This is a genomic window from Marivita sp. (genome assembly GCF_017643905.1).
Taxonomy (GTDB): Bacteria; Pseudomonadota; Alphaproteobacteria; order Rhodobacterales; family Rhodobacteraceae; genus Marivita.
Genome location: NZ_JAEPMO010000063.1, coordinates 1 through 25,059, shown reverse-complemented (window position 1 = coordinate 25,059; position 25,059 = coordinate 1). Strand labels below are relative to the sequence as shown.

The 25,059-nt window shown below is 59.4% G+C and carries 22 protein-coding genes and 1 pseudogene; 15 read left to right on the top strand and 8 right to left on the bottom strand.

Annotation, left to right across the window (positions count from 1 at the left end; translation table 11 throughout):
- On the top strand, nt 1–1,718 hold a 1,718-nt coding region (katG, locus tag JJ869_RS11605), incomplete at its 5' end, for a catalase/peroxidase HPI (protein ID WP_292267342.1).
- Nucleotides 1,719–1,784: 66 nt separating this feature from the next.
- Here katG and JJ869_RS11600 read toward each other — a convergent pair.
- Entirely contained in the window at nt 1,785–3,080 is a 1,296-nt protein-coding gene (locus JJ869_RS11600; protein WP_292267340.1) for a HAMP domain-containing sensor histidine kinase, read from the bottom strand.
- 407 nt (nt 3,081–3,487) lie between these two features.
- On the opposite strand from JJ869_RS11600, the gene JJ869_RS11595 reads away from it, so the two are divergent.
- Genes JJ869_RS11595 through JJ869_RS11570 form a run of 6 tightly spaced genes read left to right on the top strand, consistent with a single transcriptional unit; the run spans nt 3,488 to nt 9,377 of the window.
- Complete coding sequence (locus JJ869_RS11595) at nt 3,488–6,349, top strand: monovalent cation/H+ antiporter subunit A (protein ID WP_292267339.1); 2,862 nt, start codon at nt 3,488–3,490, stop codon at nt 6,347–6,349.
- A 1-nt stretch (nt 6,350) separates the two neighbouring features.
- Nucleotides 6,351–6,704, top strand: a complete 354-nt coding sequence (locus JJ869_RS11590; RefSeq protein ID WP_292267338.1) for a Na+/H+ antiporter subunit C — start codon at nt 6,351–6,353, stop codon at nt 6,702–6,704.
- Nucleotides 6,701–8,233: a monovalent cation/H+ antiporter subunit D gene (locus JJ869_RS11585; protein WP_292267337.1), complete on the top strand. Its 1,533-nt coding sequence runs from the start codon at nt 6,701–6,703 to the stop codon at nt 8,231–8,233. Before JJ869_RS11590 ends, JJ869_RS11585 begins: the two co-directional genes overlap by 4 nt.
- A 2-nt stretch (nt 8,234–8,235) precedes the next feature.
- Nucleotides 8,236–8,727: a Na+/H+ antiporter subunit E gene (locus JJ869_RS11580; RefSeq protein ID WP_292267335.1), complete on the top strand. Its 492-nt coding sequence runs from the start codon at nt 8,236–8,238 to the stop codon at nt 8,725–8,727.
- A complete protein-coding gene (locus tag JJ869_RS11575; protein WP_292267333.1) occupies nt 8,724–8,993 on the top strand; it encodes a K+/H+ antiporter subunit F in 270 nt (89 codons plus the stop codon). The genes JJ869_RS11580 and JJ869_RS11575 overlap by 4 nt, the downstream gene beginning before the upstream one ends.
- 9 nt (nt 8,994–9,002) lie before the next feature.
- Nucleotides 9,003–9,377, top strand: coding sequence for a Na+/H+ antiporter subunit G (locus tag JJ869_RS11570; protein ID WP_292267331.1), 375 nt, complete (start codon nt 9,003–9,005; stop codon nt 9,375–9,377).
- Here JJ869_RS11570 and JJ869_RS11565 read toward each other — a convergent pair.
- A complete protein-coding gene (locus tag JJ869_RS11565; protein ID WP_292267330.1) occupies nt 9,341–9,871 on the bottom strand; it encodes a MarR family transcriptional regulator in 531 nt (176 codons plus the stop codon). The two genes, JJ869_RS11570 and JJ869_RS11565, sit on opposite strands and share 37 nt — an antisense overlap.
- Before the next feature lie 228 nt (nt 9,872–10,099).
- Here JJ869_RS11565 and ectA point away from each other — a divergent pair.
- From ectA to JJ869_RS11545, 4 genes and pseudogenes are all read left to right on the top strand, one after another.
- Nucleotides 10,100–10,633, top strand: a pseudogene (gene ectA, locus JJ869_RS11560) (diaminobutyrate acetyltransferase).
- A 49-nt stretch (nt 10,634–10,682) separates the two neighbouring features.
- A complete protein-coding gene (ectB, locus tag JJ869_RS11555; RefSeq protein ID WP_292267329.1) occupies nt 10,683–11,972 on the top strand; it encodes a diaminobutyrate--2-oxoglutarate transaminase in 1,290 nt (429 codons plus the stop codon).
- A 5-nt stretch (nt 11,973–11,977) separates the two neighbouring features.
- Nucleotides 11,978–12,379, top strand: coding sequence for an ectoine synthase (locus JJ869_RS11550; protein ID WP_292267328.1), 402 nt, complete (start codon nt 11,978–11,980; stop codon nt 12,377–12,379).
- 1 nt (nt 12,380) lies between these two features.
- Entirely contained in the window at nt 12,381–13,805 is a 1,425-nt protein-coding gene (locus JJ869_RS11545) for an aspartate kinase (RefSeq protein ID WP_292267327.1), read from the top strand.
- 24 nt (nt 13,806–13,829) lie between these two features.
- Here JJ869_RS11545 and JJ869_RS11540 read toward each other — a convergent pair whose 3' ends face one another.
- The 6 genes from JJ869_RS11540 to JJ869_RS11515 all read right to left on the bottom strand — a co-directional run bounded on the left by JJ869_RS11540 (nt 13,830) and on the right by JJ869_RS11515 (nt 20,185).
- Nucleotides 13,830–14,456, bottom strand: a complete 627-nt coding sequence (locus tag JJ869_RS11540) for a glutathione S-transferase N-terminal domain-containing protein (RefSeq protein WP_292267325.1) — start codon at nt 14,454–14,456, stop codon at nt 13,830–13,832.
- A gap of 24 nt (nt 14,457–14,480) precedes the next feature.
- Nucleotides 14,481–15,536 (bottom strand): sn-glycerol-3-phosphate ABC transporter ATP-binding protein UgpC, encoded by a 1,056-nt coding sequence (gene ugpC / locus JJ869_RS11535; protein ID WP_292267324.1) that lies wholly within the window; start codon nt 15,534–15,536, stop codon nt 14,481–14,483.
- 2 nt (nt 15,537–15,538) lie between these two features.
- The gene (argH, locus tag JJ869_RS11530) at nt 15,539–17,026 is read right to left on the bottom strand and encodes an argininosuccinate lyase (RefSeq protein ID WP_292267323.1); all 1,488 of its coding nucleotides are present in this window, start codon (nt 17,024–17,026) and stop codon (nt 15,539–15,541) included.
- Between the two features lie 64 nt (nt 17,027–17,090).
- Nucleotides 17,091–17,966, bottom strand: a complete 876-nt coding sequence (locus tag JJ869_RS11525; protein ID WP_292267322.1) for a carbohydrate ABC transporter permease — start codon at nt 17,964–17,966, stop codon at nt 17,091–17,093.
- Entirely contained in the window at nt 17,967–18,854 is an 888-nt protein-coding gene (locus tag JJ869_RS11520) for a sugar ABC transporter permease (RefSeq protein WP_292267321.1), read from the bottom strand.
- A 62-nt stretch (nt 18,855–18,916) separates the two neighbouring features.
- On the bottom strand, nt 18,917–20,185 hold the full coding sequence (locus tag JJ869_RS11515; RefSeq protein WP_292267320.1) for an extracellular solute-binding protein: 1,269 nt from the start codon (nt 20,183–20,185) through the stop codon (nt 18,917–18,919).
- Between the two features lie 119 nt (nt 20,186–20,304).
- Here JJ869_RS11515 and JJ869_RS11510 point away from each other — a divergent pair, with 119 nt between their 5' ends.
- The 4 genes from JJ869_RS11510 to JJ869_RS11495 all read left to right on the top strand — a co-directional run bounded on the left by JJ869_RS11510 (nt 20,305) and on the right by JJ869_RS11495 (nt 24,947).
- Complete coding sequence (locus JJ869_RS11510; RefSeq protein WP_292267319.1) at nt 20,305–21,480, top strand: ROK family transcriptional regulator; 1,176 nt, start codon at nt 20,305–20,307, stop codon at nt 21,478–21,480.
- A 3-nt stretch (nt 21,481–21,483) separates the two neighbouring features.
- On the top strand, nt 21,484–23,820 hold the full coding sequence (locus JJ869_RS11505) for a PIG-L family deacetylase (protein WP_292267318.1): 2,337 nt from the start codon (nt 21,484–21,486) through the stop codon (nt 23,818–23,820).
- The gene (locus JJ869_RS11500) at nt 23,817–24,695 is read left to right on the top strand and encodes a DMT family transporter (protein ID WP_292267317.1); all 879 of its coding nucleotides are present in this window, start codon (nt 23,817–23,819) and stop codon (nt 24,693–24,695) included. Before JJ869_RS11505 ends, JJ869_RS11500 begins: the two co-directional genes overlap by 4 nt.
- Before the next feature lie 111 nt (nt 24,696–24,806).
- The gene (locus JJ869_RS11495) at nt 24,807–24,947 is read left to right on the top strand and encodes a hypothetical protein (protein WP_292267344.1); all 141 of its coding nucleotides are present in this window, start codon (nt 24,807–24,809) and stop codon (nt 24,945–24,947) included.
- The last annotated feature ends 112 nt before the right edge of the window (nt 24,948–25,059 follow it).

Here is a 25,059-nt window from a genome sequence, read left to right as displayed (position 1 = left end):
TGATCATTCTCGCAGGCAATATGGCCTATGAATCCATGGGTCTGAAAACCTTTGGCTTCGCTTTTGGCCGCGAAGACATCTGGGGTCCGGAGACTGACGTCAACTGGGGCGCCGAAGACGAATGGCTTGCACCGAGCGAGAACCGCTACGGCGATCTTGATCAGCCGGGCACAATGTACAACCCGCTTGCTGCGGTCCACATGGGCCTGATCTATGTGAACCCCGAAGGTGTGAACGGTCAGCCCGATCCGGCGCGCACTGCACTGCACGTGCGCGAAACCTTTGCCCGCATGGCAATGAACGACGAAGAAACCGCAGCCCTGACCTGTGGCGGTCACACCGTCGGCAAGGCGCATGGTGGCGGCGGCATGGCCGACCAGATCGGTGCCGCACCCGAAGGCTGCCCGGTTCACTCCCAAGGCTTCGGCTGGGACAACCCTGGCCATCAGGGCAAAGCAGCCAATGCCTTTACGTCCGGAATCGAAGGCGCATGGACCCAGCACCCGACACAGTGGGATATGGGCTATTTCGATTACCTCTTCGGCTATGAGTGGCGTCTGACCAAATCGCCCGCAGGTGCCAACCAGTGGGAACCGGTTAACATGCCGGAAGACAAGAAGCCGGTGAATGCGTCGGACCCGTCCAAGCGCGACATGCCGATGATGACCGATGCCGACATGGCGATGAAGGTCGACCCGATCTACAACGAGATCTGCCAGAAGTTCCGCGCAGACCCCGAGTATTTCGCAGATACCTTTGCCCGCGCATGGTTCAAGCTGACCCACCGCGACATGGGTCCCAAGGCCAACTACTACGGCCCGGACGTTCCCGCCGAAGACCTGATCTGGCAGGACCCGATCCCGGCTGGCAGCACCTCCTATGATGTGGCTGCCGTCAAAGCCAAGATCGCGGACAGCGGTCTCACCTCGGCCGAGATGATCGCAACCGCATGGGACAGCGCCCGCACCTATCGTCAGTCGGACAAGCGCGGCGGTGCCAATGGCGCCCGTATCCGCCTTGCGCCGCAGAAGGACTGGGTCGCAAACGAGCCTGAGCGTTTGGCCAAGGTGCTGGGCATTCTTGAGCCCATCGCAGCAGAGACAGGTGCATCGATCGCGGACGTGATCGTTCTGGCAGGCAATGTCGGTCTTGAGCAGGCGATCAAAGCGGCGGGTTACAACGTTGATGTGCCGTTTGCGCCCGGCCGTGGCGATGCCAGCGAGGCACAGACGGATGCGGCCAGCTTTGAAGTGCTCGAACCGCTGGTCTGTGGTTTCCGCAACTTCCAGAAAGAAAAATACGCAGTTGCCCCGGAGGAACTGTTGCTCGACAAAGCGCAGCTTTTGGGCCTGACAGCCGCCGAGATGACCATTCTTGTCGGCGGTATGCGGGTTCTGGGCGCAAACTACGCCGGCAACAAACATGGCGTGTTCACGGACCGCGAGGGCCAATTGACGAACGACTTCTTCGTCAACCTGACCGACATGACCTATACATGGGTTCCGATGGAAGATGGCACCTACGAGATCCGCAACCGCAAGACCGGTGAGGTCAAGTGGACGGCAACCAGCATGGATCTGGTGTTCGGCTCCAACTCGATCCTCCGGGCCTATGCGGAAGTTTACGCTCAGGATGACAACGGTGCGAAATTCGTCCGTGACTTCGTTGCCGCATGGATCAAGGTGATGAACGCGGATCGCTTTGATCTGATCGCCTGATCTTCAAACGCAACCCTCGGACAGAAAGACTGTCCGGGGGGACCCGTCATGGACGTATGACGAAAATCACTCTGCCGCGGCCATCGGCAAGACCAACCTGACCTGCGCGCCGTCGGAAACTGACTCGTCAATGACGATCAAACCTCCCATCCCCTTCGCGAAATTCTGTGCCAGTGGTAAGCCGACACCAACACCAGCGGTCGTGCCTGTCTCGTGTCCCAATCTTTCGAATGCGGTAAAGGCTGCTGCCGCGCGGCCAGCGGGAAACCCCGGACCATCGTCCTTGAACACAATCTCGACCGTATCGTCATCTTTGGCATGGGCACGTATTGAAATGCGCCCACCCGGCTTGGCAAACTTGATCGCGTTGTCGAGAAGTTGCTTAAAGATCGCGGCCAGCCAGATCGGGTTTCCAACGACATTAAGGTCGTCGCGCACAAGGTTGTCCAACGTCACAGTCTTGTTCGACAGAGCGCCCGCAAACCGCTGGATGACGGGGTTCAGGCAGGCGTGCACAGACACCCGCATGGTTTCCGCTGAGGTTTCTTCGGCGTTCCAGTTGGCAAAGTCGAAAATGTTCTCGATGATGAGCTGCAGCGTGTTCGACGCGCTCATGATATGTGCGGAGTATTCTTCAAGCTGGTCCTTACGAACGTTGCGACCAGCCTTGGCGTCCGAATGCAGGAATTCGGCAAACCAGGAAATCGCGTGCAGCGGAGTGAGCATCTCATGACTGACGCTGCGCATCAGGTTGCTTTTTGCTTCGCTGGATTGTTCGGCCTGACGGCGTGCCTCTCTCAGCCTATGGGCATTCAGGCGCGTCACGTGTACAAAATAGGCAATCACGAACAGAACGGTTCCGAACAGGGTCACCGCCGTCGCTGGTGAAAGCACCCGATCCGCTGCCTCTGCCGAGACCTCGAAATATCCAACCAAGGAATAATCGGTCGCCCATCCCAAGAACCAAAGGGAAATGGGCGCGATCAGCATGACCGAAAACCATAACTTTTCGGTCCGCGGCGAGAATATGACGAAGGGACCAATCGCAGTCGCGATGAATATGAACGACATGTGACCGTCTGGCGGCGTGACGAAAGAGGCCAGTGCAACCGCCACATTGGTTGCTCCCAACCAGAAAACACGTGCCGCCAGATGCCACTGGAAGTGGTGCAGCGCGATGCCGCCAATCACCCCAAGGGTGGCGATGCCTGCGGCCGTCGACAGCAATGGCGCATCAAGCAAATACGCGGCGATCCACCATCCCAGCGCAAACGGCGCGACAAGCTTGACCGAGGCCAGCGAATATTGGGTGCGCAGTCTGAGGTCGTCAGCTTCGGTGTTGTCTTGAACGTTTAGCGGCATGTGAGATTTAGGTGGCTTTGCTGATCTTTGCACAAATTGTAACGCGGGACCGTAGAAAGTCTGCGCTTTTATCATTGTCTCCTAACGTCACGTGCCTGCAAATGTGGCATTGTTTACTGACGGTAAACTGATGCTTGCGTCTATCTTTGGATGCTTTGGATCGCAAATAAACAAATTAGTTTACCTAAAGACAGGTTTTTTCAAGCAAACGCTCTGGTACAGACGATCATGGGCCCATGTAACACCGCGCTCGACATCACAACCCACGCTTAATTTTCGAAAACACCAGATAAACCAGAGTCCAGTCTCGACCCATAAAACGCCTGATTTCAGTACCGAGGCTTTTACAACGCCTGCGTTTAACGATATTGCGCTCCGAGGTTATTCTGGTTGGACTAACAGTTGACATGAACACATCGGACAACGTCCTCATCCTCATAGCTTTGCTGCCGTTCATCGGCGCGTTGGTTCCCGGTCTCATGATTCGCGCCGGACGTAATGCATGTGCAAGCTTCACGGCCGTTCCAACTGCAATTGCACTGATCCTCCTGCTGACATTTGCGCCTGCCGTGTTGGACGGTCAGGTCATTCAGGCCGAAGTGAAATGGCTGCCGCAATTGGGCCTTTCGGCCTCGTTTTTCCTTGATGGGCTGGGTTTGCTCTTTGCCTGCATGATCCTTGGCGTAGGCCTGCTGATCACGCTCTACGCCCGGTTCTATCTCTCCGGCGACGATCCCGTCGGGCAGTTCTACACCTACCTTCTGCTGTTCCAGGGCGCGATGCTGGGCATTGTCCTGTCCGACAACATCCTGCTATTGCTGGTGTTCTGGGAACTGACGTCGCTGTCGTCCTTCCTGCTGATCGGTTATTGGAAACACTTGCCCGAAGGCCGTCAGGGTGCCCGCATGGCGCTCACCGTCACCGGGGCCGGTGGTTTGGCGATGATTGGCGGCATGCTGATCCTTGGCAATATCGCAGGCAGTTACAACCTGACTGACATCCTGCAAGCGGGTGACGCGATCCGCGCCTCCGAATGGTATCTGCCTGCGCTGATCCTGATCCTGCTGGGTGCATTCACCAAATCCGCACAGTTCCCGTTCCACTTCTGGCTGCCGCACGCGATGGCGGCACCAACGCCGGTCTCGGCCTATCTGCACTCGGCCACGATGGTCAAAGCGGGCGTTTTCCTGATGGCCCGCATGTGGCCGGTTCTGTCTGGCACCGATGCATGGTTCTACATTGTCGCAACCACAGGTCTGGTTACGATGGTGCTGGGCGCGCTCATTGCGCTCTTTAAGGATGACCTCAAGGCGCTTCTGGCCTTCTCGACTGTCAGCCATCTTGGCCTTCTGACTATGCTCTTGGGCTTCGGAACCGAGGCTGCGGCGGTCGCAGCCGTGTTCCACATCATCAACCACCTGACCTTCAAGGCGGCGCTCTTCATGACCGCCGGGATCATCGACCACGAGGCGCACACCCGCGACATCAAACGCCTTGGCGGCTTGCGACACCTGATGCCGATCACCTTCTTCATCGGCACGGTCGCAGCGTTGTCGATGGCGGGTATTCCGCTCTTCAACGGGTTCCTGTCCAAGGAAATGATGCTCGAGGAAGCTTCGCACACCTATTGGGCGGGCAGCGCCTATGCCGTGCCAGCGCTGGCAACAATCGGTGCGCTGCTGTCGGTCGCCTATTCCTTCCGCTTCATCAGCCATGTGTTCTTCGGTCCGGTGCGCGACGACTATCCGTCCAAGCCGCATGACCCGCCCTTTGGCCTCTGGGCCTCGCCCGCGCTGTTGGTCATTCTGGTCATACTGATCGGCGTGATGCCTTTCCTTGCCGATGGCATCGTTGCGGCTGCGGCTAGCGCCGTGACCGGAGCCGATCTCGATCCGCACCTGAAAATCTGGCACGGAGTCACACCTGCCCTTTTCATGTCGATCATCGCCATTGTCGGCGGCGCTATCCTGCTTGCCATGCACGCACCTCTGGATCGAGCCTGGATCAAGGCCCCCCGTCCAGAAGCGAAAGCCATTTTTGACAGCCTGATTGCCGCGATTGTCGGAATGACGCAGCGCTTCACGGCATCCACCCACAATGGTGCCATCAGCCGCTATCTTGCAATATTCACCGTAAGCTCGGTTGTGCTTGGCGCCATCGCCTTCATGGGTGGCGGCCTGTCCGAACCTACGCGCGGGATGCTGCCTGTGCCGTCTGTAATTGCAGTTGGATGGATTATGCTGGTTGTTGCCACCGTGTCCGTCGTGACCATGCACCACCACCGGTTCCGCTCACTTGTTCTGATCGGGATCATTGGCCTCACGATCTCTGCCGGTTTTGTCTACATGTCGGCCCCCGATCTCGCACTTACGCAGATTTCGGTCGAGACCGTGACGATCATGCTGCTCCTTCTGGCGCTGCACTTCCTGCCCAAGGAAACCCCGAAGGAAAGCCCGTTTGGTCTGAAGGTCCGCGACGGTATCATCGCCATTGCGGCAGGGGCCGGGGTTGGTGGTCTGGCATTTGCCTTTATGCAGCGCGACATCTCGACAATCTCATCCTACCACGTCGAAAACAGCTACGAGGGCGGCGGCGGCACAAACGTCGTGAACGTGATCCTCGTGGACTTCCGCGGATACGATACCCACGGCGAGATCATCGTATTGGGGATCGCCGGTCTGTTGATCTACGCGCTGATGCAAGCGCTGCTCGAAGGCCCCGCTGCGCGTCGTTTGCGCAACGCTGACTATGCGCAGGACCGGTCCAAAGACCGGCACCCGCTGATGATGGTGGTCGTCACCCGGGTTCTTATGCCCATCGCGCTGATGGTCGGCATCTACATCTTCCTGCGTGGCCACAACCAACCGGGCGGTGGCTTTGTCGCCGGTCTCGTCGTCGCGATTGCGCTTCTGATGCAATACATGGCGTCGGGTTTCGCCTGGACACAGGATCGCCAGCGTATCGAATACCACACCCTCATCGGCTTTGGTGTGATCATCGCCGGTGTGACCGGCGCGGGTGCGTGGGTCTTCGGGGCACCGTTCCTGACCAGCTCCTACACCTATGTGCATCTGCCTCCGATTGAGGAGTTCGAATTGGCCACCGCCATGCTCTTTGACTTGGGCGTGTTCCTGACCGTTCTGGGGGCCGTGATGCTGATGCTCTACAGCCTGTCGCGCATCGCGCGCTATGCTGGCACCACGGTGAACGTGGACCCCATGGATTACGACCCCGCCAGCCGGGTCGAAGACACACCGGAGGCGCGCTGACATGGAATTTCTAGTTGCAAGCGCCGTTGGCACCATGACCGCAGGCGGCGTCTACCTTTTGCTGCGGTTGCGTACCTTCCCGGTGATCCTCGGGCTGGCGTTGCTGTCCTATGCGGTCAACGTCTTTATCTTCTCCAGCGGGCGTCTGGCCATCGACATGTCGCCGATCCTGTCGAAATACGGCGAAGCCAGCTACACCGACCCGCTGCCGCAGGCGCTGGTTCTGACAGCTATTGTGATCTCGTTCGGGATGACGGCGGTTCTGGTGATGGTCTCGCTTGGCGCGTTCCTCGAAGCGGACACCGACAGCATCGACATAGATCAGACCGAGACTGACGAGAGTGCCGCGAAATGAGCCATTGGATCATCCTTCCCGTCGTTCTTCCGGCCATGATCGCCCCGATCATCGGGTTCATGATGCGGCACGATATCGTTCTGGCCCGTGTCACATCGACTGTCGGCACCGTTCTGTTGCTCGCCATCTCGATGGTGCTTCTCAGCATGGCGATGGACGGCACAACCCACATCTACCGTCTGGGGGACTGGCCCGCACCGTTCGGCATCGTTCTGGTCCTCGATCGGCTGTCTGCGCTGATGGTGCTTCTGACCTCGGTCCTGGCATTTATGGTGTTGCTGCACGCGATGGCCACCGGCTGGGACAATCGCGGCAAACATTTCCACGCGCTTTTTCAGTTCCAGCTCATGGGTATCTGCGGCGCGTTCCTGACCGGCGACATCTTCAACCTGTTCGTCTTCTTCGAAATCCTCCTCATCGCTTCCTACGGTCTTATGATCCACTCGGGCGGTCGGGAGCGGATGCGCGCGGGTCTGCAGTATGTGGTTATGAACCTTGCGGGGTCGACCCTGTTCCTGTTTGCGCTGGGCACGCTTTACGCCAGCACAGGTACGCTCAACATCGCTGACCTCGCCGCCAAGATCCCGACCATTCCCGCCGACGAAGCTGGACTGGTCCGTGTCGCAGCAATGCTCCTGATGATCGTCTTTGCGGTCAAGGCAGCGTTGTTCCCGGTGCAATTCTGGTTGCCGGCCACCTATTCGAACGCGCCCGCCCCCGTGGCGGCGCTGTTTGCGATCATGACCAAGGTCGGCGCCTATGCCATCCTGCGGGTGCATACCGTAGTCTTTGGGCCCGGCGTGCCCGGCACCGAAGGCATGATCGACGCGTGGCTTTTCCCGGCCGCGATCGTCACGATTGCCCTTGGCGCATTTGGGGTGCTTGGCGCGAAACGCCTGATGCCGTTGATCAGCTTCTCGGTTGTTGGCTCTATGGGCACATTGCTTGTGGCGGTCGCCGTCTTTTCGCCCGTCGCCACAACTGCTGCACTCTACTACATGGTGCATTCGACTTTTGCCGCCGCCTGCCTGTTCCTGATCGCGGATCTGGTGGTCAGCCGTCGCAGCGGCGACTCGCTGACGCCTACATTTGCCACCGTGCAGAACGGCCTTTTCGCGGCGATCTTCTTTGCCGCCGCGATAGCGATGGCCGGCATGCCGCCGCTCAGCGGGTTCCTAGGCAAGCTTCTGGTCCTCGATGCCCTGCGTGGTCCGGATGTGATCGTCTGGGCATGGACGGCGATCCTTGTCGGGTCGCTGCTGACTATCGTGGGCTTTGCCCGCGCAGGAAGCGCGCTGTTCTGGAAGTCGACCGAGATCGAGGCCCCCTTGCCGGATGCGGACGGGGCTGCGCCCCATGACGCTGCCACTGTCGCACAGGTGACCCCGGTCATGCTGACGCTCGCCGTGCTGGTGGCCCTTGCCGTCTTTGCGGGCCCGGTTGCGACCTATCTTGAACAAACCTCTGCTCAATTGTTCGACCGGTCCGGATATATTTCGGCAGTCCTCGCCCCGGTCGAGGAGAGCTGAACATGCTGAAACGCCTGATCCCTCACCCGTTCCTGAGCCTGACACTGGTGTTTGTCTGGCTGGCGCTGGTCAACAAGTTTACATTGGGCAACCTGCTTTTGGGCCTCTTGTTCGGGATCGTGATCCCGATGCTGACCGCGCCCTACTGGCCGGACCGTCCCAAGATCAGACGCCCGCTGAAAGGGTTCGAATATGTTTTGATCGTGCTGTGGGATATCGTCATTGCCAACGTGCAGGTCGCGGCAATCATCCTGTTCAAACGCGAGGAAAACATCCGGTCTCAGTGGATCGTTGTGCCGCTTGACGTAAAATCGGCCGAAGCGATCACTGTTCTTGCTGGAACCATCACAATGACACCGGGCACCGTTTCTGCCACATTGTCCGCCGACGCCCGCAGCATCCTCGTGCATTGCCTGCACACCGATGACCCGGACGCGGTGCGCGACGAGATCAAGAACCGGTATGAACGGCGGCTGAAGGAGATTTTCCAATGATCGAAGCCGGAATTCTGTTTGCAGCCGCATGCTATGGCATCGCCCTGCTGCTGGACCTTTGGCGCATTGCGCAGGGGCCGGATGCAGCCGACCGCATTCTCGCGCTCGACACGATGGTCATCAACGTGATTGCGCTGTTGGTGCTTTACGGTGTCTGGCGCGGGACGGCGATCTACTTCGAAGCTGCAATGCTGGTCGCTATGGTCGGTTTTGTGTCCACCGTCGCCTATTGCCGCTTCCTGCTGCGCGGCGACATCATCGAGTAAGGGACAAGCATGAACTTCGTCGTCGAACTTCTGATCACCATCTCGCTTGTCGTCAGTGGCATCTTCGGTCTGGTGGGCTCTTACGGTCTGGTCAAGCTGAAGGACAGCCTTCAGCGTCTGCACGCGCCAACCAAGGCAACAACCCTTGGGGTTGGCGGCGTGCTTGTTGCGTCGATGATCTACTTTTTCGCCAAGACAGGACATCTCTCGATCCACGAGTTGCTGATCTCGGTGTTCCTGTTGCTGACCGCTCCGATCACGGCGAACTTCATCGCCAAGACCTATATCGCGCGCAATCTCAAGCGATCCGATCTGCCCGACAGCCAAAGCACATGCGGCTGGTCAATCTACGACGAACCACCCGAGTCGCGCCCCGGGTCCTGAAGTTTTTTACCACTTTGGATCTCACCAGTCGTAAGCACTGGTGACGCGTCCAGCCCGCGCGCGTCCAGCATATCCGCCACCCGCTCAAGCGTCGCGACAAGCTGCGCCTGTTCCCAATCCGCCATTTCCAGAAACTTGCGCACATAGCGTTGCTGCAAAGCATCCGGTGCGCGTTCCAATCTGGCGTGGCCGTCCTTGGTCACTGTGACATTGGTCTGCCGCCGATCCTGAAGCGACGGAATACGCTCTACCAATCCCTGTGCCTCCAGCTTGTCGACAAGGGCAGACACGGTGGCTTGGCTCACCCCCATTTGGGTCGCCAATGCCTTGGGCGTCGCGCTGTCCCGTTCATCCACGATCTGAAGAACCCGCAACTGTGCCGGGGTAAGCCCAACTGCACTAGCCAGGTCACGCGCATAAAGCTCGGTTGCCCGCAAAATACGGCGCAACGCGATCAGGCTGTCATCCATGCGAGCATCGGCATCGGTGGTCATAGCGGAAAACATCGCATGAAAGTCAGATCAGCCGCAATCTGCTTCGATACACAATAATTTAGTTAAGCTAATTAAAATGGGAACCGATCTACCGTTCAGGCGCTTATATGTCGAAGGTTTGGCGAAAAGAGATGTGTATCTCGGCGCCAAACAGTACAAAAAGTTAAACGTTGAAAAGCAAGCCGCGATGCACTAATTAGTTAGACGAACTAACAGAAGGTCAAAAAGATGCCAAAACACAGTGACATTCCTCGAACGCGGACGCCCCGTCTGCGCACACCTGTAGCGACGGACGGGTCTGCAATTTGGTAGCTTGTCAAAAGCTGCAAGCCTCTCGACGAGAACTCAATGTACTGTAACTTGGTTCAGGCTGACCATTTCCGCGACACCTGCGTCGTGGCCGAACTCGACGGCGAGATCGTTGGCTGGACCTCAGGTCACATGATCCCCGATCAGGACGCGCTGTTTGTCTGGCAGGTCGCGGTCAGCGAAAAGGCCCGTGGGCTTGGTCTTGGCAAGAAAATGCTTCTCGACCTGATCGAGCGTGACGCCTGCGACGACGCTCAACACCTCAAGACAACCATCACACGCGACAACGCCGCCTCGTGGGCGCTGTTCCGCAGCTTTGCGCGCCACATCGGCGGGGATCTGTCTGACGAGCCGCACTTCACGCGCGACGATCACTTCGAAGGGCGGCACGCCACCGAACATATGGTGTCGATCACGCTGTCCAAAGCAGGCGATCTCAAGCGCGCTGCTTAAGTCGCACTCTCCTCACAATTTGAATTCCAATGCCTTGAAAGGACACATGATGCCCAAGGACATGAATACTGTTTCCATCTTCGAACGTCGCGAAAGCGAAGCCCGCTCTTACTGCCGTGGCATGCCCGCGACCTTTGCGACCGCATGCGGGTCTGAAATCACCGATGACACCGGCAAGACCTATATCGACTTTCTTGCCGGTTGCTCGTCGCTCAACTACGGGCACAACGACCCCGACATGAAAACGGCCCTGATCGAGCATATCTCGAATGACGGGATTGCGCATGGTCTGGACCTGCACACCAACACCAAGGCCGCCTTTCTGGAAGCGTTCGAGGAGCACATTCTCGAACCCCGTGGCATGGATCATCGCGTGATGTTCACCGGCCCGACGGGTGCCAACGCCGTCGAAGCTGCGATGAAGATCGCCCGCAAGGTGACAGGCCGCACCAACATCATCGCCTTCACCAATGGCTTTCATGGTGTTACCACGGGTGCGTTGTCGGCGACCGGCAATGGCTACCACCGGGGCGGTGCCGGAATGGAGCTGAATGGTGTGACGCGCATGCCATTCGACGGCTTTTTCCCCGGTGAGATGGACACGGCAGAATTCCTTGATGCCATGCTCAAGGACAAATCCGGCGGTGTCGATGCACCCGCCGCGATCCTTCTCGAAACCGTACAGGGCGAAGGTGGCCTGAACGCCGCACGCCCCGAATGGGTCAAGCGGATTGCAAAGTTGACCAAGGAACACGGCGCGCTGCTCATCATCGACGACATTCAGGCTGGGTGTGGCCGGTGCGGCACGTTCTTCTCGTTCGAGAAAATGGGCGTCATGCCCGACATCGTGACGATGGCCAAATCCGTGTCCGGCTATGGTTTGCCCATGGCGATGCTGCTGGTGCGCCCGGAATACGACATCTTCGGCCCGGCCGAACACAATGGCACGTTCCGGGGCAACACCCACGCATTTGTCACCGCCAAAGTCGCGGTCGAGAAATTTTGGTCCGACGACAGCTTCCAAAAAGAACTGTCCGAGAAATCACAACTGATCCACGACGCATTGGCCGATTTGGCCGCAATGGTGCCGGGGGCTTACCTCAAAGGCCGTGGCCTGATGCAGGGTGTCGATGTCGGCTCTGGTGATCTGGCGGGCGAGATCTGTTCACGAGCCTATGAGAAGGGTCTCATCATCGAAACCTCGGGCAGCGAGGATCAGGTGATCAAGGTTCTCGCACCGCTGACCACACCCAAGGAGACGCTGCGCAAGGGGTTCAACATCCTTCTCGATGCCGCAAACGACGTCCTGAACGCCCCCAACAAAATCGCTGCGGAGTAACCGACATGATCGTCAGAGACTTCAACAAGATTGTCGAAAACGAAAAAGACCGCGTCGTGTCGGATGCGAACTGGACCAGCGTCCGTATGCTTCTGGCCGACGACAAGATGGGCTTTTCGTTCCACATCACCTTCCTCGAGGAAGGGTCGGAACACACGTTCGAATACAAGAACCACTTTGAAAGCGTGTACTGCATGAAGGGCAAAGGCTCGATCACCGATCTGGCCACCGGCGAAACCCACGACATCCAGCCGGGTGTGATGTACGCGCTCGACAAGCACGACCGCCATATTCTGCGGGCCGAGGAAGAGCTGGTCATGGCCTGCTGCTTCAATCCACCGGTGACGGGCACAGAGGTTCACCGCGAAGACGGGTCCTACGCCGCGCCGGAGACCGAGGACGCCTGAGATGACACACACTGTCGAAAAAATCGGTGGGACATCCATGTCCCGCCTCGCAGAACTGTGCGACACGCTCTTCATCGGTGATCGCGCCGGGTCCGATGTCTACAACCGGGTCTTCGTGGTGTCCGCCTTCGGCGGCATCACCAACCTGCTGCTGGAGCACAAGAAGTCCGGCGAGCCCGGAGTTTATGCGCTCTTTGCGCATGATGACAGCAACCACAAATGGCAGGACGCACTCGATCGCGTCGCCGATGCGATGAAAGAGGCCCACGCCAAAATCCTGGACAAGCCGGCGGACATCGAACAGGCCAACAGCTTTGTGGATGAACGCATCCTCGGTGCCCGTAACTGCCTGATCGACCTGCAGCGCCTGTGCTCCTACGGCCATTTCCGCCTACCCGAACACATGAGCCACACCCGCGAACTGCTCTCCGGTCTGGGCGAGGCGCACTCCGCCTTCGTCACGACCCTGATGCTGCAACGCGCGGGTGTCGAAGCGCGGTTTGTCGATCTGTCGGGATGGCGCGATCAGGGGGATGTTTGCCTCGAAGAGCGGATCACCAAGGCCTTCAAGGGTATCGATCCCATAACCGAGATGCCCATCGTCACGGGCTATGCACAATGTGTCGAAGGTCTGATGAACGAGTTCGACCGGGGCTATTCCGAAGTCACGTTTTCGCACCTTGCCGCGCTGACCGGCGCACGCGAGGCGATCATCCACAAGGAATTTCACCTCTCCTCAGCCGATCCCAAGCTGGTGGGCGAAGGCGCCGTGCGCAAACTGGGCCGCACGAATTACGATGTGGCGGATCAACTTTCGAACATGGGGATGGAGGCGATCCACCCCAAAGCGGCCAAGACCCTGCGTCAGGCGGGCGTTCCTCTGCGCGTGACCAACGCCTTTGATCCAGGCGACCCCGGCACGCTGATCGACGATCAACCTGCAGACGAAGCAGCGGCAGAGATTGTCACGGGCCTCGACATCGTGACGCTTGAAGTGTTCGAACAGGATATGGTGGGCGTAAAGGGCTACGATTCCGGCATTCTCGACATCCTGACCCGCCACAACGTGCGCATCGTGTCCAAGACGTCGAACGCCAACACGATCACGCATTATCTGGATGCCTCGCTCAAAACGATGCGCCGGGTCGAGCGCGACATCGCCAAAATGTTCCCCGCCGCCGAGATCACAAGCCGCCGTCTGGCCATGGTGTCCGTCATCGGGCGTGATCTGAACGGCCTGTCGGTGCTCACCCGGGGTCTTCAGGCGATTGCTGCTGCCGGATGTGAGGCCATCGGCGCAAGCCAGGGCCCGCGCAATGTCGACGTGCAATTCGTGATGGACCGCGCCTCGACCGATACCGTCATCAAGGCGCTGCATGCGGAACTGATCGAAAACGCCCCCACGCGCTTATCCCGCGTGGCGTAGTATCAAAACACTCCGATGCCCGGTTCAGGGCATCGGAATATCTGTCACGAATTTCGGAACCTGATAGCCCTTCTGCACCGCAGGACGCTCTGCAATCCGCAGATACCAGTCTCTGACATTGGGAAACTCGTTCAGGTCGATCTCCTGCCATTCAAACCGCGCGGCCCAGGGAAAGATCGCCATATCGGCAATCGTGTACTCGCCGGTGATGAAATCGCGCCCCTCCAATTGCGTGTTCAGCACGGAATAGAGCCGCTGCGCCTCTTTCCCGTACCGCGCCTCGGCATAGTCCGACGCGCCCTTGTTGAACTTCAGGAAATGATGCGCCTGACCCAACATCGGGCCAAAGCCGCCCATCTGCCACATCAGCCATTCCATCATCTGCCAATAGGCATCGCCTTCCGCCAGAAAACGCCCGTGCTTCTGCGCGAGGTAGAGCATGATCGCCCCGCTCTCCATCAGCGACAGGCCATTGTCCTGATCAACAATCGCAGGGATCTTGTTGTTCGGTGAAATCTTGAGGAACTCCGGCGCGAACTGGTCATCCTTGCCGATGTCAATGGAATGTACATTGTAGGGCACACCCAGCTCCTCCAGCAGGATGGACACCTTGCGCCCATTGGGTGTGGTCCATGTGTATAGGTCGATCATTGCATCCTGCCTTGTCTTGTCAACTTAGCGCAGCGCATCACCCGTCGCCGCATCGAAGATGTGCAGCGTGTCCAGCGCCGCCGTCAACGTCACCTCTTCGCCAACCTCCGGCGGCGTGCGCCCATCCGCTTTGGCGATGACTTCCTGCCCTTCGGCTCCGACATAGATCAGCGTTTCATGCCCAAGCGGCTCGCGCACTGTCACCGGCCCCCGCACCAGCGCAGGCCCCGCGCCGGGATGCAGGTCTTCGGGCCGGACGCCCACCGTCACGTGACGGCCTTCCGGTAACCCAACTCCAAGATCAACCGTGCTACCGGAAGCCATCTGAAGCGCTCCGTTTGCCACTGTTCCAGACAGCATGTTCATCGACGGCGCACCGATAAAGCGCGCCACAAAGGTGTTCGCAGGCTTGTGATAGACCTCCGCCGGGGTGCCCACCTGCTGGATATGCCCGTCCTTCATGATCACGATCCGATCCGCCATCGTCATCGCCTCGACCTGATCATGGGTCACAAAGATGATCGTGTTGCCCACCCGCTGGTGCAGCTTCTTGATCTCCAGCCGCATCTGCGTCCGCAACTGCGCATCGAGGTTCGACAGTGGCTCATCGAACAGAAACACCGCCGGATCGCGCACCATCGCCCGGCCAATGGCAACCCGCTGCCGCTGACCGCCGGACAACTGGCTCGGTTTGCGCGCCAGCAGGTCGGACATTCCAAGTATGCCCGCCACCTCGTCAATCCGGGCTTCCTTGTCCGCCTTTGACATCTTGGAGGTCCGCAGCCCGAAGCCGATATTCTTGCGAACGGTCATATGCGGATAGATCGCATAGTTTTGGAACACCATCGCGATGTCCCGGTCTTTGGGTTCGAGGTTGTTCACCACCCGCCCGCCGATCACGATTTCCCCGCTGGTCGCGTCCTCAAGACCGGCAATCAGGCGCAGCGTCGTCGATTTGCCGCAGCCCGACGGGCCGACAAACACCACGAACTCCCCGTCTTCGACATCAAGGCTGATGCCATGCAGCACCTCGGTCTTGTCATAGCGTTTGACCAGATTTCGGATCGCAAGATCGGCCATGCTCAGTCCTTCACCAGCAGCGCATCAAACGCCGATTTCAGTCTCTGTTCCGCGGTTTCGTGTCTGGTTTTGCGCAGGGCACAGGCAGCCCGCGCCGCTTCCGCCTCCGCTGCGTACCCCGCCAAAGCCTCGCGCAATGCCGCCTCTGCTGGCCCACCAATCCGGTCCCGCCGCGCAACAAAGGTCTCCGGCGCAACCGCTGTCCGAAACGCTGCCTCGACCAACCCCGGCGCGCGCCCGGTCAGTGCTTCGAACGCAGTCGAGAACGCCGCATACCCGTCGCCCAGTGCCGCCCCTTCGGCAATCACCGCCTTCGCCGTCATTGCCGCTACCTCATGCGCCGCGCGGAACGTTAGCCCTTCGTCCCGCACCAATGTGTCCGCCAATTCGGTGATTGTGATACAAGCTGCATCCGTCGTCCTCCGCACCCGATCCGCATTGACCCGGCAGGCGGGGATCAGCACCGTCAGCAACTGCAACACCCGCGCACCGCGCTCGAAGGCAGCATAACCCAACTGCTGCACTTCACCTTCGCTGTCGTTCATATCGGTGAAGGGCGTGTTCTGCATCACCCCGACAATGGTATCACATTGCGCAACCGTCGCACTCGCCAGATGGCGCAGGTGTTCGATGGGCACCGGATTGCGCTTCTGCGGCATGATCGAACTGATCTGCACAAGGCTGTTCGGCACATAAAGCTGTCCCACCTCGAAGGCCGTCCAGAACTGCATGTCCTGAATAACCCGCCCCAGATGCAGGAACATCAGCTTCATCGCGGAATAAAGCCCGGTCACGTAATCGACCGAGGCGATGCAGCCGTAGGAATTGACCAGCGGCCCCTCGAACCCCAACAACTCCGCAACGCGCGCCCGATCAATCGGAAATCCACTTGTGGTGATCGCCGCTGCGCCCATCGGGCAATGCTCCAACCCATCCGCCGCCGCGTTGAGCCGCGCAATATCGCGCAACAGCACTTCAATCACGGCCCCGAGGTAGTGCCCCCAAGTTGTCGGCTGCGCGGGTTGCCCATGCGTATAAGCCACGATCAATGTCGCTTTCTCGGCCTCCGCCTTGGCGATCAGCGCCTCGGTTAAGGTTAACGCCTGCCCCAGCAACACAGACACCCGACCGCGCAAAGCCAGTTTGAACAGCGTATGGTCCATGTCATTGCGCGACCGCGCGGTGTGCAAGGCTCCCCCCAGATCGCCCAAGCGGCGCTTCAACTCCGCTTCGACGAGAAAGAAGTAATCCTCGAACTCGCCGGTATACCTCAGCGCATCAAGGTTCACCTCGGCATCAACATCCCGCAAGGCCCCGGCAATCGCACCCGCGTCACCGACAGCCAAAATCCCGGTCTCCGCCAGCATCACCAGATGCGCCCGGTTGATCGCCGCCATGTGCCCCGCGTAATGCGCCTTCACCCCGTCAAACAGGGGCGCGAGCACCGTGTCCCGATAGGTCGGGTCCGGAAACACGCTCTGGTCCGTCATGCGCCGCCCCCTGCTTCTTCTCTTTCCAAATACGCAAACGCGACAGAAGCCAAGCCGACCACGCTCATCCTTTAAGGCCCGCCATCACCACACCCTGAATGATGTACCGCTGGAAGATCAGGAACACGATCAGCGTCGGAATGGTCGAAATCGCGGCACCCGTCATGATCAACTCCCATGCCACATCCGCCTCGTCCCCAAAGGATGACAGGCCCACGGGCAGCGTATACATCTCGACCGAGTTGGTCACGATCAGCGGCCAGATGAAGGCAGTCCAGTTGCCGAGGAAGACAAAGATCGCCAAGGCTGCCAGCGCCGGTTTCACCAAAGGCATCGCCACGGTCCACCAGATCTGCAACTCGTTCAGCCCGTCGATCCGCGCGGCCTCGATAAAGTCGTCCGGAACAGTCTCGAAAAACTGCTTCATCAGGAAGGTGCCGAAGGCGGTCATCAACCCCGGAAACATGATCCCCCAATAGGTGTCGAGCCACCCGAACTGCTGGCTCATCAGGTACCACGGGATGACCAGCATCTCGGTCGGGATCATCAGCGTCGACAGGATCGCGATGAACACGATGTAGCGGCCCGGAAACCGGAACTTGCAGAGCGTATAGCCCACGAGGCTATCAAAAATCACGTTACAGATCGTCGTGATCACTGCGATAATCATCGAATTGACGAACCACCAGTAGAACCGCCCATCCTCCAGAACATAGGTGTAATTCTCCAGATGCGGCTCATCCGGGATCAGCTTGAGGTTATACACCTCATGCGGCCATTTCAGCGAGGTCGAGATCATGTAGGCGATGGGCATCACCATCGCGACACCGCCCAGGAACAGCAGCGTCCAGCGCAGGATCTGCCCCATATTCGCAGGCTTCTTGGGCGCTTCGGTCTTGAGCAGCGCGTCAGTCGTGGGACGGATTTCCGTAGCGGTCATCTAGCTGTCCCTCAGAATGCGCAGCTGGATCAGGCTCACTACGAGCAGCACAAGGAACAATACTACGGTCTGCGCCGCTGCATACCCCATATCGAACGCGCTGAATGCGGTTTCGTAGATCATCAGCACCAGCGGTTTCGTAGAATTCAAAGGTCCGCCGGGATTGTTCGTTGTCATGTTGAACACATGATCAAAGATGCGCAGGAACCCGATAGAGGAAAACACCACGATGAACACGATGGTTGGCTTCAAAAGTGGCAGCGTGATTTCCCACAACACAGTCCACCACGACACGCCGTCAATGCGCGCCGCCTCGTAATAGCTGCGTGGGATCGCCCGCAGCCCTGCCATGAAGATGATCACCTGAAACCCCAATCCGGCCCAGCCCGCAGGGGCCAGAACCGAGGGCAGCGCCCATGTGGTGGATTGCAGGAAGGGGAACTGCGGAATGCCGATGCTGGCCAGTGCGTTGTTGAACAACCCCACCGGGACCGGCTGGTAGAACCAGCGCCAGACCCAGGCCATCGCCACGGCACTGGTCATGAAGGGCAGGAAATAAAGCGTCCGCAGAAAGCCGTGCATGAACCGAACCTGATCCAGATGGTAGGCGATCACGAAGGAAATCAGCAGACTGACAGGCGTGCCGATCAGCAGATAGACAAAGGTGTTCTTGAAGACTTTCCAGAACACCGGGTCGGCAAACAGCTTCTGGTAATTGTCCAGACCCGTCCATGTCCGGTCGCCCAGCAGGTTCCAGTCCTGAAAGCTGATCAGGATGGCGTTGCCCGTCGGATAGAACCGAATGACCGAGTAAAACAGGATCGGAATGGCAAGGAACGCCCACGCCCATACGATCTGCTTCTGCCGGATGGTCAGATTGCGATACATGCCTCAGCCCGAAAAAGGTGACGCCCCGGCCGGGAGGGAACCGGGGCGTCCGTGCCGCGCGCTTAGTTGGACGCGCTCTTGTAATAATCGTCGAGGATCTTCTGCTCGGCTTCGGCTGCGATGGCGAGGCTTTCTTCGGCGCTCATGCCCTGCAGAGTCATGCGCTCGACCATCTCGACCATCAGCTGCCGCTGGCCGCTTTCATTGGCGAACTTGGTGGTATGGGCATAGGCCAGACCCTTGATGAACGGGCCGAAGACCGGATCATTGGCGTTCGCATCGGTCAGACCAACCGATGGTTTTGCCGGCAATTCGCCGACCACGTCCAACCAGATCTGCATCGCCTCATCGCTGGTGATGTACTGCATGAATTTGACCGCCGCGTCGTATTTCTCGCCCTCGGCCTTGGTGGTGATCGCGTTCACCCAATAAGACGAATAGTTCGACCGCGTGCCATCGGCTGTCGCCGGAAGCTCGGTCACACCCCATTTCAGGCCGCGCGTGTCGTTCAGGGATCCGATGCGGAACGATCCGTCGATATGCAGCCCCGCACGCCCCGCCTTGAACGCAGCCTGCGGTTCATCCATGAACCCGATGGCCGATACGGCATCGTCGCCACTGAACAGCGAAGCATAGAAATTCAGCGCCTCAAGCCCCGCGTCCGAATTGTAATTCACCGTCTGGTAATCATCGACATAGGGCTCACCGCCGAACTGGCGGACCAGTCCTTCGCGCCACCAATGGTGATCCTGCGCGGTCATGCCGGCCGTCATGCCCACCTGCGTCAGGTTCCCCGCGCCATCGCGCTTGGTCATAGCTTTGGCGGCGGCGATCATCTCGTCCAGCGTGGTCGGCGGCTCGACACCGGCCTCTTCCAGCAGCCGCTCATTGTAGAACAGCGCCAAGGATCGCACGGCGGTCGGCAGCGCCCAATAGGCGTCGCCGTCCTTCATCGCCTGCACCATCGGAAAGAACTCAGCGTCGATCTGGCTGGTAGGGAACACATCCGCCGGAAGCGGCTGGATCAGCTCGGCGGCCACGTAGTCATTGAGCCATCCGTAGAACAACTGCACAACATCCGGGCCTTCCCCCGCGGGGATCGCGGCTGCGACCTTGGTGCGGTAATCGGCATAGGGGAAATGGGTCATCTTGACCGTGATGTCCGGGTTCGCCTCCTGGAAATTCTCGATCAGCGTTTCCATTGCCTTGACGCGGGCATCGAAGAAGTACTGCCAGTATTCGATTTCTACCGCCTGTGCGGCGGTACTGAAAAGTGCGGCGGCGCTGGTTGCTGTCGCAACGGCCAGTGCCTTGACGTTGAAGAATGCCATGGACCTCTCCCTGTTGAGATCTGTTGAATGTGCCGATCCATTCTTGTTCGCGACCGGTCATTCTCCAAGCGTTAACTCAACTTTCTTGAGTGTTCAAGTTTGGTGCGCTAAGCGAAGACATGGTCAGTACGCTGAAACCGCAACTTGGGGCCAATCCCGAACGCGCCCGCAGCCACAACAAACAGTTGGTTCTGCGCGCCATTCGCCATGTCGGTGCGGCAGGTCGCGCCGAAATTGCCCGCGCCTCGGGGCTTTCGACACAGGCGGTGTCCAACATCATCTCCGATCTGCTGGGCGAAGGTCTCCTGGTCGAACAGGGGGTCCGCAGCGCCGGTCGCGGCCTGCCGGTTCAGCAATATGCGATCAAACCCGATGGCGGGTATGCCTTTGGTGTTGAAGTCCGCCCGACGGCTGTTTTCACCGCGCTTGTCGATCTGGTCGGCACGCCGATTCAGACCCGGCGTATTCCGCTGCGCAATGCGGGAAAATCCACAATTTTAGACACTGTTTCGGCTCAACTTGACATTTGTCTCAAAGATTCGCGGGTCCGCAAAGGCGCATTGATGGGCGCAGGCATCGTCATGCCGGGCCCCTTTGGCGACACGGGTCTGACCGGCACAGAATCAGAGTTGCCCGGCTGGAACACCGGCGATCCAGCCGAGATCTTTGCCAACGCTCTCGACCTGCCTGTGTTCGTCGAAAATGACGCCAATGCGGCGGCGATGGCCGAAAGGATGAATGGCGTCGCCCGAGGGCTGGACGATTTTGCCTATCTATATTTCGGTCAAGGTCTCGGGCTTGGCCTTGTTCAGAACGGTCAAATCCTTCAAGGCGCGTTCGGCAACGCCGGAGAGATCGGTCACATTCAGGTGCTGGTCGACGGACATGCCGTGGAACTCGAAAGTGCCACCAGCCGTTTGTCGGTACAGGCCTATCTGGCCGTGCAGGGGGTGAGTGTGACAGACATGGACGAGCTCAACAGTCTCTATTCCACCGCAAATCGCCATCTGTTGGACTGGCTGAACCACGCGGCACAGGCGCTGTCTTCGGCTTTGTCGATCATCGAAAACCTCTTTGACCCACAAACCGTGATCCTTGGCGGGGCGATGCCGGACGATCTTCTGGATCACATGATTGCCCGCACGGCGCTGCCTGCCAGATCGGTGTCAAACCGCCCTGATCGCACACATCCGCGCCTGATGCGCGGCACCTCTGGTCGAATGACAGCAACACTCGGTGCCGCCGCGCTGGTGCTGCATCAGGCCTTCACCCCCACCATCGCCGAAGCGAGGTAGCCAATGCCGAGCCCTGATCAGACCCGCCTTGAACAGATACGCATGCGCCCGCGTGTGCTTGACCTGTGGTGGGCGCTCCGACCGCTGCAATCGGTGGTGCGGCTGATGAACACCGGCGCACATCCCGACGACGAGACAACGGCCCTTCTAACCGCCATCGGTCTGCGCGATGGCATCAACCTCAGCTATGCCTGTTCCACACGTGGTGAAGGCGGGCAGAACGACATCGGCACCGAAGGCGGCCCGGCGCTGGGCGCGTTACGGACGCGTGAGATGGAACGCGCCTGTGATCTGCTCAACATGCGCCTTTATTGGCACGGCACCTCACCCGACGACCCGATCCGCGATTTCCGCTTTTCCAAAAGCGGCGAGGAAACGATGGGCATCTGGGGGCACGATCATCTGCTTCACCGCTTTGTTGAGATTGTGCGGACAGATCGCCCCGACATCATCCTGCCAACCTTCCTCGACGTGCCCGGCCAGCACGGCCACCACCGTGCCATGACCCAAGCTGCGCATGAAGTGATGGAGGCCGCCGCCGATCCCGATTTCCCGTCGAACCTGCCGACATGGCAGGTGTCCAAGATGTACCTTCCCGCTTGGTCGGGTGCCGGGCAGGCTTATGATGACGATCTGCCTCCCCCCGAAGCCACCCTCACCATCGACGGTGCAGGCAAAGACCCAATGTCGGGCTGGAGCTTTGCCCGCATCGGCCAGATGTCCCGCGCCTTTCACCGGACGCAGGGCATGGGGCGCTGGGTGCCTGCCGGCCCCGGCAAGGACTGGCCGCTGCATCTGGCCATCAGCCATGTCGATGGGCCGGATGATGCGTTGCGCGCTGGCTTGCCGCAAACTCTGGCCGATCTGGTCGACCTCGCTCCGGATGCCAAGCAGGATCTGCTGCTGGCGCATGGCTATATCACCGAAACCGTGTCGGCCTTTCCCCATGCGCGTCACATTGCAATGACGGCGCAGAAGGCACTGCAACACCTGCAAAAGGCCGAAGCCGATGCGCCCGACAGAATTGCGCACCGCCTGACCGCCAAACATAGGCAACTGGCCCATGTCCTGCGTCTGGCGCTGGGCATCGAAGCCGATGCTCGCACGCATCAGACTTGGCTCCGTCCCGGTGACATGACCGGTGTCACGGTAGAGTTCGACAAAGGCGATGCCGACCGCGCCAGCTACAGCCTCGCGCTGCCCTATGGCTGGTCCGAAGACGACGGGCAGATCACCATCGCAACCGACGCCAATCAGACCGACCCTTACCGCGCCGAATACGATCCAGCCGATCCGCCATTGCCCCGTATCGAGATCCAGCTTGAGACGACGACCGTCGCTTTACCCTTCGCCAAACCGCCCGTTATCCTGCCCGATCGCGCCGCGCTGATCGCGCCAGATGCGGCTCTGATCAACCTCAAAACGCCCAAAAGGTCTGTCTCGGTGGCGATTGCCGATGTCAGTCCGGCGGGCTCACGGGTGACATTCGATCTGCCAGAGGGTTGGTCGATGGAACATGGCACAGGCGCTGTGGCGATCACCCTGCCGGACGATCCCGAACCGGGGCTTTATACACTCCCACTTTATGTCGGTGACGCTCCTGCGATGACCGAACAGCGCATCGCCTATGACCATGTCGATCCAACCGTCTACGCCCGCCCCGCTGCCCTGACGGTGCGCGTGCTGGATGTCGCGCTGCCCCAAGCCAAGGTCGGTTATATCGGCAGCGGGCATGATGCAGTCGCAGACTGGCTGACTGCGCTTGGCGCGGAAGTCACCTCTCTGTCTGACGATCAGATCACCAGTGACGAGGCGCTTGCCTCGTTCGACACGATTGTCATCGGCATCTTCGCCCTCCGCTTCCGCGACGGGCTGGTGTCGGAAATGCCCCGCCTGCGCGAATGGGTAGAAGAGGGCGGAACGCTGGTGACGCTCTACCACCGCCCATGGGACAACTGGGAGTCAGACACTGTTCCGCCGCGTAGGCTCGAAATCGGACAACCGTCGCTGCGTTGGCGCGTGACCGATGCCGAGGCCGAGGTCACGCATCTGGCGCCCGATCATGCGCTTCTGAACACGCCCAACCAGATCACCGCCGAGGTTTGGGAGGGTTGGGTCAAGGAACGTGGTCTCTACTTTGCCAAAAGCTGGGACGATGCCTACACGCCGCTTCTGTCGATGTCGGACCCCGGCGAAGACCCACTGACCGGCGCGCTTCTCACGGCAGACATCGGCAAGGGCCGTCACACCCATTGCAGCCTCGTCCTGCATCACCAGATGGCCAAGCTGGTGCCGGGAGCCTATCGCCTGATGGCGAACCTGATTGCCCCCCGCCGATGAGCACAGACGCGCCCCGCGACAATCTCAAGGGGGGCGCATGGCTTTTGGCCGATATGGCCCTGAACATCTGGGCGCTGAGCATCGTCAAAGCGCTGGGCCTTGGCTATCCGGTGGCGCAGATCGTGTTCCTGCGGGCGGCGATTGGTCTTCTGCTGCTGTCGCCATGGGTGCTGCGCCACCGCGCCGCCTTTGCTGCGGTCCCTGACTGGCCCCTGCAAATCCTGCGCATCGCCCTGAGTGCAGCGACCCTGACCGCCAGCTACTTTGCCATCTCGCGTGTGCCGCTGGCGCTGTTCACCACGATGAACTTCACCCGTCCCTTGGTTGTCATGGTGCTGGCGGCAGTCCTGCTGCGCGAGAGGGTGACACCCAGCCAATGGCTTGCAGCGGCGGTTGCGATGGTTGGTGTGGTGATCGCCATCGACCCTGACGGCACAACCTTTGGACCGGGGCTCATGGCGTTGGCTTTGGTCATTCTGACAGGTTCGGCTGCGGTGATCGTCACAAGACGGCTTCGAAGCACCCCAACTCTCGTTCTAATGACATTGTACACGATCGGCTTGGGCCTGTGCACGCTGCCGTTTGCGCTCTGGTCATGGCAGCCGATCCCGTCGCACCATCTTGTGCCGCTGCTGGCAATTGGCGTCTTTGCCCAAGGCGCACAGGCCTGTTTCCTGCGCGCACATTACAATGGTGACGCTGGGGTGTTGTCGGTTCTGGGGTATCTGAGCCTGCCTTTGTCGACCGCTGCCGGATATTTTGTCTTTGGCGAAACCCCGACCCTGCGGTTCTACGCAGGCGCAGCGCTTGTCGTGCTGGCCGCGGCATCGCTGACCATGTCGCGCAAGCACCTGTCGCGCTTGCGAGTGCGCTAAGGGGACATCATCCGTGTCTCAACAGTCTGTTGAGGAAAAACAACTGGCACATGATGTCTTGCACACCTATCGTCGCCGCCAATCGGAAGCTTGGGTAACGTGTCGCTTGTAATGACGAACAAATCATTCGCTTACCTCGTTCCGCAGTTCCCCGGTCAGACGCATATCTTCTTCTGGCGCGAGATCGCGGCGCTTGAGGCGCAGGGCGTGACGCCGGTTCTTTACAGCCAAGTTCGACAGCAAATCGTCTAAGTGATTGATATTGTTATGGCCAGGTCTGCCATTGTGTGACTACCGAGAAGGGATCAAGCGGGTTTTGGTATATCGAGGGTGTCGAAGAGCTCCAATTGTTCCGGGGTGATTG

What these genes read in the sequence shown, in the direction of transcription:
- JJ869_RS11600 (WP_292267340.1), bottom strand. Translation starts at nt 3,080, where the DNA reads ATGCCGCTAAACGTTCAAGACAACACCGAAGCTGACGACCTCAGACTG.
- JJ869_RS11595 (WP_292267339.1), top strand. Translation starts at nt 3,488, where the DNA reads ATGAACACATCGGACAACGTCCTCATCCTCATAGCTTTGCTGCCGTTC.
- JJ869_RS11590 (WP_292267338.1), top strand. Translation starts at nt 6,351, where the DNA reads ATGGAATTTCTAGTTGCAAGCGCCGTTGGCACCATGACCGCAGGCGGC.
- JJ869_RS11585 (WP_292267337.1), top strand. Translation starts at nt 6,701, where the DNA reads ATGAGCCATTGGATCATCCTTCCCGTCGTTCTTCCGGCCATGATCGCC.
- JJ869_RS11580 (WP_292267335.1), top strand. Translation starts at nt 8,236, where the DNA reads ATGCTGAAACGCCTGATCCCTCACCCGTTCCTGAGCCTGACACTGGTG.
- JJ869_RS11575 (WP_292267333.1), top strand. Translation starts at nt 8,724, where the DNA reads ATGATCGAAGCCGGAATTCTGTTTGCAGCCGCATGCTATGGCATCGCC.
- JJ869_RS11570 (WP_292267331.1), top strand. Translation starts at nt 9,003, where the DNA reads ATGAACTTCGTCGTCGAACTTCTGATCACCATCTCGCTTGTCGTCAGT.
- JJ869_RS11565 (WP_292267330.1), bottom strand. Translation starts at nt 9,871, where the DNA reads ATGACCACCGATGCCGATGCTCGCATGGATGACAGCCTGATCGCGTTG.
- ectB (WP_292267329.1), top strand. Translation starts at nt 10,683, where the DNA reads ATGCCCAAGGACATGAATACTGTTTCCATCTTCGAACGTCGCGAAAGC.
- JJ869_RS11550 (WP_292267328.1), top strand. Translation starts at nt 11,978, where the DNA reads ATGATCGTCAGAGACTTCAACAAGATTGTCGAAAACGAAAAAGACCGC.
- JJ869_RS11545 (WP_292267327.1), top strand. Translation starts at nt 12,381, where the DNA reads ATGACACACACTGTCGAAAAAATCGGTGGGACATCCATGTCCCGCCTC.
- JJ869_RS11540 (WP_292267325.1), bottom strand. Translation starts at nt 14,456, where the DNA reads ATGATCGACCTATACACATGGACCACACCCAATGGGCGCAAGGTGTCC.
- ugpC (WP_292267324.1), bottom strand. Translation starts at nt 15,536, where the DNA reads ATGGCCGATCTTGCGATCCGAAATCTGGTCAAACGCTATGACAAGACC.
- argH (WP_292267323.1), bottom strand. Translation starts at nt 17,026, where the DNA reads ATGACGGACCAGAGCGTGTTTCCGGACCCGACCTATCGGGACACGGTG.
- JJ869_RS11525 (WP_292267322.1), bottom strand. Translation starts at nt 17,966, where the DNA reads ATGACCGCTACGGAAATCCGTCCCACGACTGACGCGCTGCTCAAGACC.
- JJ869_RS11520 (WP_292267321.1), bottom strand. Translation starts at nt 18,854, where the DNA reads ATGTATCGCAATCTGACCATCCGGCAGAAGCAGATCGTATGGGCGTGG.
- JJ869_RS11515 (WP_292267320.1), bottom strand. Translation starts at nt 20,185, where the DNA reads ATGGCATTCTTCAACGTCAAGGCACTGGCCGTTGCGACAGCAACCAGC.
- JJ869_RS11510 (WP_292267319.1), top strand. Translation starts at nt 20,305, where the DNA reads ATGGTCAGTACGCTGAAACCGCAACTTGGGGCCAATCCCGAACGCGCC.
- JJ869_RS11505 (WP_292267318.1), top strand. Translation starts at nt 21,484, where the DNA reads ATGCCGAGCCCTGATCAGACCCGCCTTGAACAGATACGCATGCGCCCG.
- JJ869_RS11500 (WP_292267317.1), top strand. Translation starts at nt 23,817, where the DNA reads ATGAGCACAGACGCGCCCCGCGACAATCTCAAGGGGGGCGCATGGCTT.
- JJ869_RS11495 (WP_292267344.1), top strand. Translation starts at nt 24,807, where the DNA reads ATGACGAACAAATCATTCGCTTACCTCGTTCCGCAGTTCCCCGGTCAG.